We start from the raw sequence: 11,423 nt of genomic DNA, 5'->3' as shown, positions 1-11,423 counted from the left end.
AGGAGGAAATATAATGGCTTTAAGACAAATAGTTCAAATAGGAGAACCAGTATTAAGAAAGAAATCAAAAAAGGTTGAAAAAATTGATGAGAAAATAATACAATTATTAGATGATATGGCAGAAACTATGTATGATGCAGATGGTGTCGGATTAGCTGCACCTCAAGTTGGAATTTTAAAAAGAGTAGTTGTAATAGACATTGGAGAAGAACTTATAGAGCTTATAAATCCTGAGATAATAGAAACATCTGGAGAACAAATAGATGAGGAAGGATGTTTAAGTGTTGTTGGAGAAGCTGGAGATGTTCGAAGACCAAATTATGTAAAAGTTAGAGCTTTAAATAGAAATGGTGAAACAATAGAGTTAGAAGGAGAAGAACTTTTAGCTAGAGCATTTTGTCATGAGATAGACCATTTAGATGGAATTCTATTTGTTGACAGAATAGAAAAGTAGTAGGAGTTGATTTAATGAAAATAGTATTTATGGGGACACCCGATATAGCTGTTCCTTGTTTACAAAAAATAATAGATGAGAAGTATGATATATTAGGTGTTGTAACTCAGCCAGATAAACCAAAAGGAAGAGGTAAAAAACTGGGAATGAGTCAAGTCAAAGAACTTGCAATTGAAAATAACATACCTGTATATCAACCAATTAAAGCTAGAGATGAAGAATTTATAGCGATAATGAAATCTTTAAATCCAGATGTAATAGTAGTTGTAGCTTTTGGACAGATACTTCCAAAAGAAATATTAGAAATTCCTAAACTTGGATGTATAAATGTTCATGTGTCTTTACTTCCAAAATATAGAGGTGCGGCACCTATAAATTGGGTAATAATAAATGGTGAAGAAAAGACTGGTGTTACAACTATGTACATGGACGAAGGGTTAGATACTGGAGACATGATACTAAAGACAGAAGTAAATCTTGATGAAAATATAACAGCAGGAGAACTTCATGATAAAATGATGAATATAGGTGCAGAAACTTTAAAAGAAACATTAAAGTTAATTGAAGAAGGAACTGCACCAAGAGAAGTGCAAAACCATGAAGAATTTTCTTATGCACCAATAATGAATAAATCATTAGGAAATATAGATTTTTCAAAAAATGCTATGGAAATACACAATTTAGTTAGAGGTGTAAACCCATGGCCAAGTGCTTATACTACTTATAATGGTGTTACAATGAAAATTTGGAAAACTAAAGTATTAGATGAAAAAAGCACAAAAGACGCAGGTACAATAATTGATGTAAATAAAGATGGAATAAAAGTGAGTACTAAAGATAAGGTTCTTTTAATTGAAGAAATTCAGATGCCAAATAAAAAGAGAATGTTGGTTGGTGAATATATAAAAGGGAATACTATAGAAACTGGTTTAGTATTGGGTTAGGTGAAAAGTATGACAGATATAAGGAAGTATTTAACAAGTGTTGGGATTTTAATTTTAATATTAGGAATTTTAGTAGGAGTTGTAAACTTTTTTATAATGAGTTTAACTCAAATATTTTCTTTAGCAATAAATATTATAATAATATCTCTAATACTTATAATACTATGTTCAACAATAATTACTTATAGAGTAATTAAAGGTAAGAATGTTAACTCAAATATAATGAAAATAAACTTTAAGATTGCCAGTGGCTTATTTCCTATTGTATCTTTCATTGCATCATCATTTGGTATGTCAAAAAGTGAGATTAGAAGGATATATATAAAGTTAAATAATGAATATATATACAGTAATAAATATAATTTTAATCCAGAGGATATAATAATTTTAATACCTCATTGTATTCAAGAGAATAGTTGTAAATTAAAAGTTACTAATGATATAGATAATTGTAAAGAATGTGGAAGATGCAACATAGGAGAATTAACTAAGTTAAAGAAGAGAAGTAAAGTAAAAATCTTTGTAGCTACAGGTGGAACTTTAGCTAGAAAGATTATAATAGACAATAAACCTAAAGCTGTTATAGCTGTTGCATGTGAAAGAGATTTAACATCTGGAATACAAGATATAAAAAAAATTCCTGTTTTAGGTGTATTTAACAAAAGACCTAATGGACCTTGTGTAAATACTAATGTAGATATGGTAGATATTGAAAAAGCTATAGATTTTTTAACAGGAAAATAAACTAACTTGTAATTAAACTGTTTTTAAGCTATATGAATATTAAGAGGATGTGTAAAAATATATTTTAGGAGAGTGTTATTTATGTACCCTGTATATGGCGGGTTTTGGGGATTTGACCCTACGATGATTATATTAATTCCAGCTATACTATTCACTGCATATGCGCAATTTAAAGTGAGTTCAACAACAAATAAGTATTTGAGAGTAAAAACACGTCGAGGATATACTGGAGAACAAACAGCGAGAAGAGTACTTGATTCAAATGGTCTATATGATGTAAGTATAGAAATGGTTAGAGGTCATTTAAGTGACCACTATGACCCAAGAAGAAAGGTAGTAAGGTTATCAGAAGATGTATATTATGGGTCTTCTATAACTTCTGTTGCAGTAGCTGCACATGAGTGTGGTCATGCAATGCAACATGCTAAAGGTTATGCTCCCCTTCAAATAAGAAGTAGCTTAGTGCCAGTAGTAAATTTTGCATCAAGTATATCTTGGTTTCTAATATTTATAGGATTTATTATGGCTGGTCCATTTTTAAAAATTGGAATACTATTATTTTCAGCTTCAGTATTATTTCAGATAATAACATTACCTGTAGAATTTAATGCTTCAAGTAGAGCAATTGTTCAACTTGGAAATTTAGGTATTATAGATGAAAGTGAGTCGAGACAAAGTAGAAAAGTACTTTCAGCAGCAGCTTTAACATATGTTGCAGCAGCATTGGTTTCAATACTTCAATTACTTAGATTGTTACTAATAGCTCAAAGAAGAGATGACTAAAAGTAAAGTGGGTTGTTTAGAAACAACCCTTTTTTATGTTTAATAAAAGGGAGAAATTTATATGGACGCAAGAGAAATTGGATTTAAGGTATTATGTGATATAGAGAAAAATAATAACTACTCAAATATTGCAATAAACAAACATTTTAAAAACTTAGAAATAAGTGACATGGATAGAGGGCTTGCAACAGAATTAATCTATGGAGTAATAGAAAATAAGTATTATTTAGATTACATAATCAATAAACTTTCAAAAATAAAAGTAAAAAAAATGTCAACTTATGTTAAAATCTTTTTAAGAATGGGAACATACCAAATTTTATTTTTGGATAGTATATCAGATTATGCAGCAGTTAATGAAACTGTAAAATTAGCAAAGAAATATGATAAAAAATCTTCTGGTTTTATAAATGCTATTCTTAGAAATGAAATAAGAAGTAAAGATACTATAATGGATATAACTGAGGAAGAAAGTGTAAAATATTTATCTATAAAGTACTCTTATAATTCTTGGATTATAAAAAACTGGATAGATAATTTTGGACAAGAATTTACGGAAGATTTATTAGAAGCAAACAATGAAAAACCAAGTATCTATATAAGAACAAACACACTTAAAATAAGTAGAGAAGAACTTATTGAAAAATTAAATAAAATGGGTATTGTATGTTTTAAAGTTCCTATGGTAGAAGAAGCTATTAAAGTCGAAAAAATGAAGAATATAGAAAAAAATGAATTATTTAAGGATGGTTTATTTACAATTCAAGATATAAGTTCTATGATAGTAGGGAAAGTAATTAATCCAAAAGAAGATTCATATGTTTTGGATGTATGTAGTGCTCCTGGAGGAAAGTCTACCCACTTAGCTACTTTAATGAATAATACTGGTAAAGTAATAGCTAGAGATATTTTTGAGCACAAATTAAAGCTTATAAAAAATACTGTAAATAGGCTAGGTATAAAAAATGTATGTGTAGAAAAGTTTGATGCTTCTGAAATTGATGAAAATAGTATAAGTAAATTTGATTATGTTTTAGCAGATGTTCCTTGTTCTGGTCTAGGTATAATAAGACGTAAGCCAGAGATTAAATACAAGAAAGAAGAAGATTTAAAAGATATTACTTCTATACAAAAGAAAATTTTAGAAAATGCGTCAAAGTATGTTAAAATTGGTGGAAATTTAGTATATAGTACATGCACAATTCAAGATGTGGAAAATATAAATATAATTACTTCTTTTATTGAAGAAAATAATAATTTTGAATTAATTCCAATTGATACAGTAAATGTAGATTTGGATAATCAAGATAAAGGATATTTAAAGATATATCCTAATATTCATGGTATAGATGGTTTTTTCATAGCAAAATTAAAGAGAATAAGGTAGTGAAGATAATGGAAAAGAAAAAGATAGTATTAAAAAATTTTACTGAAGATGAACTCAAAGAATTTATGAAGACTATAGATGAAAAGCCCTTTAGAGGAAGTCAAATATTTGCTTGGATATATAAGGGTGCAAAAACTTTTGATGATATGAATAATATACCAAAAAGTTTGAGAAATAAATTAGAAGAAGTATCATGTATAGGACATATAGATATAGAATTAAAATTAGAGTCTAAGGTGGATGGTACAAAAAAATATTTGTTTTTATTAGATGATGGAAATATAATAGAAACTGTGATGATGGATTATGATAGTAGGGTTACTGTCTGTATTTCTAATCAAGTGGGTTGTAGAATGGGATGTAATTTCTGTGCATCTACAATGGATGGATTGATTAGAAACTTAGAACCATGGGAGATTTTAGACCAAGTTATTAAAATTCAAGAAGATACTGGGAAGAGGGTATCAAATCTTGTATTGATGGGAAGTGGTGAACCACTTGATAATTTTGAAAACACAAAACAATTTTTAAAAATAATCAATGAAAAAAATGGTCTTAATATAGGGTATAGACACATAACTCTTTCAACTTGTGGAATAGTACCTAAAATGTATGAATTGGCAGATTTAAAGATAGCTATAAATTTAGCTTTATCACTTCATTCACCATATGATGAAGAAAGGCGAAAAATTATGCCTGTAGCAAATGCTTACTCTATTAAAGAAATATTGGATGCATGTAGATACTATATAAAAAAGACAAATAGAAGGGTCACATTTGAATATTCTCTTATAAAAGGAGTAAATGATTCTGAACAAGAAGCAAGGGCATTAGCTAAGCTTCTAAAAGGTATGCTTTGCCATGTAAATTTAATACCAATAAATAAAGTCGAAGAAAGAGAATATGAAAAGCCTGATAAAGCATTTATTTATAAATTTAGGGACAGTTTAGAGAAAAATAATATACCTGCCACAGTTAGAATGTCTATGGGGTCTGATATTAGTGGAGCTTGTGGGCAATTGAGAAGAAAATACAAGTAATTTGTAAGGAGGAAGTCGTATGGTTTATAGTTGTGCCTCCCATATAGGTAAAATAAGAAAAAACAATGAAGACTATTGTGAGGGAGAAGTTATAGATACAGAACATGGTCCAATAGGAATATTTGCCATAGCTGATGGAATGGGCGGACATAAAAAAGGTGAGGTTGCCAGCAAATTAGCAGTAGAAAATATAATTGATTTTCTAAAAGAAAACTTATTACAACATGATAATGTAAAAATAGACTATATAGATGATATATTAAAACAGGCTTATAATAATGTAAACTCAATTGTACACAAAAAATCTATGGAAGATATAGAATTTGAAGGAATGGGAACTACATTAGTTACAGCTATAGTGTATAATAATGTCTTATATGTGGCAAATGTTGGAGATAGCAGATGTTATTTGTTAACAGATGCAAAATTTGATAAAATAACTATAGACCATTCCGTGGTTGAAGAACTTATGATGGCTCATGTTATTACAGAAGAAGAGGCAAGAAGACATCCACAAAGGAATAGAATAACTAGAGCAATTGGAACAGATGATATGGTTGTTGTAGATATTTTTAAGAAAGAAATTAAAAAAAGTGATATAATACTTCTTGCGACAGATGGATTAACTGGGTTTATTGATGATGAAGATATAAGAGATTTAATATTAGATTATGAATATGAGAGAATTAGTAATATAAGTGAAGAATTGATAAGTATGGCCAATGATGTTTCTGGTAAAGATAATGTTTCGGTTATAGTGATAAAAGTATAATTAGGACGGTGATATTGTGGGAGATACAATTTTAGGAAATCGATATGAAATCATCAGAAAGATTGGTGATGGAGGTATGGCCTTTGTATATGAGGCTAAAGACAGGTTATTAAATAGGACCGTTGCACTTAAGGTACTTAGACCTGAATTTGTAGATGACGATGAATTTTTAACAAAATTTAAAAGAGAGGCAGAGGCAGTAGCAAGTCTTTCTCATCCAAATATAGTAAATGTTTATGATGTTGGTGAAGATGGAAAAGTTCACTACATTGTAATGGAGTTTGTAGATGGTAAGAACTTAAAGGAGATTATACAAGATGAAGGTATATTAGATGAATATACTGCATTAGATATAACAAAACAAATAGCTATGGCACTTAGTGCTGCACATAAAAAAGGGATTATACATAGAGATATAAAACCTCATAATATTCTCATATCCAATGAAGGAAGAGTAGTAAAAGTAGCTGATTTTGGTATAGCTAAAGCTGTCTCAAACTCAACAATGACCAATATTGGTAGTATAATAGGTTCAGTACATTATTTTTCACCAGAACAAGCAAAAGGTAAATTTGTAACTAATAATGCTGACCTGTATTCTTTAGGTATAGTTTTATATGAAATGTTGATAGGAAAAGTTCCATTTAGGGGAGATAGCCCAATTTCTATAGCTCTTCAACATATTAATGATGATATAGATTTTACATCAGAAGAAAAGGTTAGGATTCCTCAAAGTGTAAGAACTACAATAAAAAAGCTTACAGAAAAATCTAGTGCAGACAGATACCAATCTGCTGAAGAATTGATAGAAGATATCGAGTATATAGAAAAAAATATCGATTTAGATTTTATAAAAGAATATGATGATTTTGCAACTAAGAAAATTGATGAAAAAGAAATTAATAAAGTTGTAAATCCAGTGCTTGCAAAGCCAGCTCCCGAAAAAGTAGTTAAGCCTGTTGAAGTTGCTGATTTGGATGAAGATGATGATTACTATGATGAGTTTTATGAAGACGATGAAGAAGAAGATGAAGATGAGGAAGAGATAATGAGAGCTAAAAAGAATCAGAAACCAAAGAATACTCCAAGCAAGAGGGCTAAGAAAAAGAAGAAAAAACAGGAAAGTCCAAAATCTAGAAAAAGATTAAAAGTAATAGCAGCTATTTTAATAGTGATATTATGTGCTCAAGTATTCTTAGCATATAAATTTTTATTTGCAGGAGGATTTGGGAATAAGTCTTTAAGTGTTCCTAATCTTGTAAATATGACTTTAGAAGAAGCTCAAAGTACTGTTGAAAAAGAAGGATTATCCTTAAGTGTAAAAAGTGAAGAATATAGTAGTGAGGTAGATGAAAACTGTATAATATCACAGACACCTGAAGGTGGAAGTACAAATGTTAAGAAAGGTGATACTATAAATGTTGTTGTAAGTAAAGGTGCAAACCAAGCTACTGTTCCTAATGTAGTGGGTCTTACTTTGAGTAATGCAAAACAACTTATTGAAGAAAATAACTTAAAAGTGGGAACAGTTAAGTATGAGTACAGTTCTATATATAAAGAAGGTACAGTTTTAAATCAAAGTCCAGGAGCTAGTTCATCAAGAGTTCAAGAGGGCGATGAGATAAACTTATATGTAAGTAAAGGTTCAGAGAAATCGAATACACAGACACCAACAACACCAGATAAAACACCAACAACACCTGATGATGATACAAAAACACCTGGTTCAAACTCAGGAAATAATGGTAGTAACTCAGGAGGTTCAAACTCAGGAAATAGTGGAGGAAACTCAGGAAACAATGGTAGTAATTCAGGAGGTTCAAACTCAGGAAATAGTGGAGGAAACTCAGGAAGTAATGGTAGTAACTCAGGAGATACTGGAGATAACTCAGGAGGTTCAAATTCGGGCGGAAATGGAGATAACTCAGGAGGCTCAAACTCAGGAAATAGTGGAGATAACTCAGGAGGCTCAAGTTCAGGCGGAAACGGAGAAACTCCATCTGGAACTGGAGGAAATATTGGTAAAACAGAATAAACATTAGCAAAATAAGAGCTGTCTTTTTATGGAAATTATTTTCTTTAAAGAGGCAGTTTGTTTTGTATAAAATATGAAATTGGTTATAATAAAGGAGAAAAGTGTTATGAAAAATAGAACAGTTTTAATTACAGGAGGGGCCAGAGGTATTGGGAAAGCTATGTCTGAAGCTTTTGCAAAAGAAGGATATAATGTATTAATAAATTTTAATAAGTCAGAAAATGAAGCTAAAGAACTCCATACTAAATTAAGTGAAAAAAACTTATCTGCAAAACTTTTTAAAGCAGATGTTTCAAATAGAGAAGAAGTAGAGAAAATGATAGAATACTGTATAAAAGAATTTAGTGGATTAGATATACTTATAAATAATGCTGGCATAAGTCAAGACAAGTTATTTACAGATATAACTGACGAAGACTGGGATAGGATGATGAATATTAACTTAAAAGGATGTTTTTATTGCTCGCAAGTTGCTTTAAAATACATGGTTTCAGAAAAAAAAGGGAATATAATTAATATATCTTCGATTTGGGGAATATCAGGTGCTTCTTGTGAAGTACATTACTCTATAACAAAAGCAGGTATAATAGGTATGACAAAGGCATTAGCTAAAGAAGTTGGACCATCAAATATTAGAGTAAATAGTATAGCTCCAGGTGTCATTAATACTGACATGTTATCTGGATATAATAGTGAAGATATAAATGTTCTTGTAGAAGAAACTCCATTAATGAGGCTAGGGACTCCAGATGATATAGCAAACTGTGCTATTTTCTTAGCATCAGATAAATCAAATTTTATTACTGGTCAGGTAATTAGTCCAAACGGAGGATTTGTTATTTAAAAAAAATGTGGTATTATATAAAAATAGGAAATAATAACACGATATACTACTCATGAACAGTATGTGTTTATATAAATTTTATAAAGGGAGGCATTTGATGCTAGAAGGAAAAATTATAAAGGGGATTAGTGGATTTTATTATGTAGATACAGATAATGGTATTTATGAATGTAAAGCTAGAGGAATCTTTAGAAAGAAGAAAATAACACCTTTAGTTGGTGATAGAGTCAAAATAAGTATTGTTGATGAAGATGAAAAAAAAGGTATTTTAGAAGAAATAGATAGTAGAGATACAGAACTTATAAGACCTCCTATAGCAAACGTAGATAAGGCATTAATAGTATTTGCAATAAAAAATCCTAAACCAAACTTGTCTCTTTTAGATAGATTTATAGTTTTGGCAGAAAAAGAAAATTTAGAAACTGTAATAATCCTTACAAAAGCAGATTTAGATGATAATGATACGTTAGAAACTGTTAAAAATGTATATGAACTTAGTGGATATAAGGTTATCCCTGTAAGTAATATTACTAAGTTAAATATAGAGAAAGTGAAAGAAGAATTAAAAGGAAATGTTGTAGTATTTGCAGGACCATCTGGAGTTGGAAAATCAAGCTTATTAAATGAAATAGATGAAAACTTTAAACTGCAAACAGGGGTAGTAAGTGATAAAATAAAAAGAGGAAAACATACTACTCGTCATGCAGAGCTCTTAAAGTTGGAATTTGGTGGAATGGTTGCAGATACACCAGGTTTTAGTTCACTTGCACTTGAAGATATAGAAGAAGTTGAGCTTAAAGATTATTTTATAGAATTTGATAAATTTAATGATTGTAAGTTTGGTTCAAAATGTATTCACGAAAATGAACCTAATTGTGCTATAAAAGAAGCTGTTGCAAATGGAGAAATATCTAAAGAAAGATATGATAGTTATATACAGCTACTAAATGAAATAAGACAAAATAACAGTAGGAGGTATTAGAAGTATGATTAAATTAGCACCATCAATATTATCAGCAGATTTTGCAAAATTATTAGAAGATGTAAGAAAAGTAGAGAGTGCAGGATGTGAGTATCTTCATATCGATGTAATGGATGGACACTTTGTGCCAAATATCACATTAGGTCCACTTGTAGTTAAAAGCTTAAAAAAAGAAAATATAAATATGGTATTTGATGCTCATCTTATGATAGAAAATCCAGACCAATATATTGAAGAGTTTGTAAAAGCAGGATGTGACATAATAACTGTTCATCAGGAAGCTTGTGTGCATCTACATAGAACTATACAAAATATAAAATCACATGGAATAAAAGCTGGTGTTGTACTTAATCCAGCTACACCAATAGATACGATTAAGCATGTACTACCTGATTTAGATATGGTATTATTAATGTCTGTTAATCCTGGATTTGGAGGTCAATCATTTATACCTTGTGTTTTAGATAAAATTAAAGAGTTAAAAGCACTTATAGATAATCAAGGATTAAATATTGATATAGAGGTTGATGGTGGTATAAGCCCTAAAAATGTGGCTGAAGTTGTAAAAGCAGGAGCTAATGTAATAGTAGCAGGTTCTGCAATATTTGGAAGTGATGACATTCAAGAAACAGTCAATTTATTTAGAAAGAATGCTTCTCTTGAAGAATTGGTTTAAATTTAATAATGAAAATATGTATTATTTTAAATGGAGAAATTGAAGATTACGAAGTTACAAGAGATATTATAAATAAAGAATGTTATGACTATATAATATGTGCAGATGGAGGGGCAAATCATGCCTACAAAATGGAAATCATGCCAGATTATATATTAGGCGATTTAGATTCGGTAGACGAAGAAAAGGTAGACTTCTACAGAAATCAGGGTGTTAAATTTGAAAAATTTCCATCTAAGAAAGATGAGACTGACACAGAGCTTTGTCTTTTTTTAGCTAAAACTCTTAAAGCAAATCATATTGATTTTTTTGGAGCTTTAGGTGGAAGGATTGACCATACAATTACCAATATAAATCTATTGTACTATCTAAAAAAAGATGGTATATATTCTAGAATACTCTCAGATAAAGAAGAGATGTATATAGTTATGAATGAAGAAATTACCTTATATGGAAATGCAGGTGATACTATTTCTGTAATAGCTGTAAAAGGAGATGCCAAAGGTGTGACACTTACTGGTTTAGAATATCCTCTAGATAACTATTATATGAAATACTCTGTGCCTATTGGAATGTCAAATGTTATGCTGAGTGATTCTTGTAGAATTAAAGTAGAGCAAGGGTGTGCAATTGTAGTTAGAAATTTATAAAAATCGATTTTAACAATTGATTTTATATTACAAAGCAGATACAATCAAGTAAAATATATTTATGATTGTATCTGCTTTTTAGTATATAATTATAAATATATGATAAATTTTG

12 protein-coding genes are annotated in these 11,423 nt (G+C 29.7%); all 12 read left to right on the top strand.

The window, feature by feature from the left end:
• Positions 1–13 precede the first annotated feature (13 nt).
• The gene (gene def, locus ACTG47_RS14040) at positions 14–454 is read left to right on the top strand and encodes a peptide deformylase (RefSeq protein WP_054271164.1); all 441 of its coding nucleotides are present in this window, start codon (positions 14–16) and stop codon (positions 452–454) included.
• Positions 455–468: 14 nt separating this feature from the next.
• The gene (fmt, locus tag ACTG47_RS14035) at positions 469–1,398 is read left to right on the top strand and encodes a methionyl-tRNA formyltransferase (protein ID WP_479925011.1); all 930 of its coding nucleotides are present in this window, start codon (positions 469–471) and stop codon (positions 1,396–1,398) included.
• Between the two features lie 9 nt (positions 1,399–1,407).
• Positions 1,408–2,142 (top strand): DUF116 domain-containing protein, encoded by a 735-nt coding sequence (locus ACTG47_RS14030; protein ID WP_479925010.1) that lies wholly within the window; start codon positions 1,408–1,410, stop codon positions 2,140–2,142.
• A gap of 81 nt (positions 2,143–2,223) precedes the next feature.
• Entirely contained in the window at positions 2,224–2,925 is a 702-nt protein-coding gene (locus ACTG47_RS14025; protein WP_054271161.1) for a zinc metallopeptidase, read from the top strand.
• Positions 2,926–2,986: 61 nt separating this feature from the next.
• Entirely contained in the window at positions 2,987–4,312 is a 1,326-nt protein-coding gene (gene rsmB, locus ACTG47_RS14020) for a 16S rRNA (cytosine(967)-C(5))-methyltransferase RsmB (RefSeq protein WP_479925009.1), read from the top strand.
• 8 nt (positions 4,313–4,320) lie between these two features.
• Complete coding sequence (rlmN, locus tag ACTG47_RS14015) at positions 4,321–5,352, top strand: dual-specificity RNA methyltransferase RlmN (RefSeq protein WP_479925008.1); 1,032 nt, start codon at positions 4,321–4,323, stop codon at positions 5,350–5,352.
• A gap of 19 nt (positions 5,353–5,371) precedes the next feature.
• Positions 5,372–6,124, top strand: a complete 753-nt coding sequence (locus ACTG47_RS14010) for a Stp1/IreP family PP2C-type Ser/Thr phosphatase (RefSeq protein WP_169469689.1) — start codon at positions 5,372–5,374, stop codon at positions 6,122–6,124.
• 16 nt (positions 6,125–6,140) lie between these two features.
• Positions 6,141–8,159, top strand: a complete 2,019-nt coding sequence (prkC, locus tag ACTG47_RS14005; protein WP_479925007.1) for a PASTA domain-containing Ser/Thr kinase PrkC — start codon at positions 6,141–6,143, stop codon at positions 8,157–8,159.
• Positions 8,160–8,265: 106 nt separating this feature from the next.
• On the top strand, positions 8,266–9,003 hold the full coding sequence (gene ymfI / locus ACTG47_RS14000; protein WP_479925006.1) for an elongation factor P 5-aminopentanone reductase: 738 nt from the start codon (positions 8,266–8,268) through the stop codon (positions 9,001–9,003).
• A 97-nt stretch (positions 9,004–9,100) separates the two neighbouring features.
• On the top strand, positions 9,101–9,985 hold the full coding sequence (gene rsgA / locus ACTG47_RS13995) for a ribosome small subunit-dependent GTPase A (protein ID WP_479925005.1): 885 nt from the start codon (positions 9,101–9,103) through the stop codon (positions 9,983–9,985).
• A gap of 4 nt (positions 9,986–9,989) precedes the next feature.
• Positions 9,990–10,661 carry a ribulose-phosphate 3-epimerase gene (gene rpe / locus ACTG47_RS13990; protein WP_479925004.1) on the top strand — a complete coding sequence of 224 codons (672 nt, stop codon included), beginning with the start codon at positions 9,990–9,992 and terminating at the stop codon, positions 10,659–10,661.
• 8 nt (positions 10,662–10,669) lie between these two features.
• Entirely contained in the window at positions 10,670–11,311 is a 642-nt protein-coding gene (locus ACTG47_RS13985) for a thiamine diphosphokinase (RefSeq protein WP_479925003.1), read from the top strand.
• Positions 11,312–11,423: the final 112 nt, after the last annotated feature.

Source organism: Clostridioides sp. LIBA-6622 (assembly GCF_056716095.1).
The sequence above is the reverse complement of the archived record's forward strand: the minus strand, read 5'-3'. Positions and strand labels throughout refer to the sequence as shown.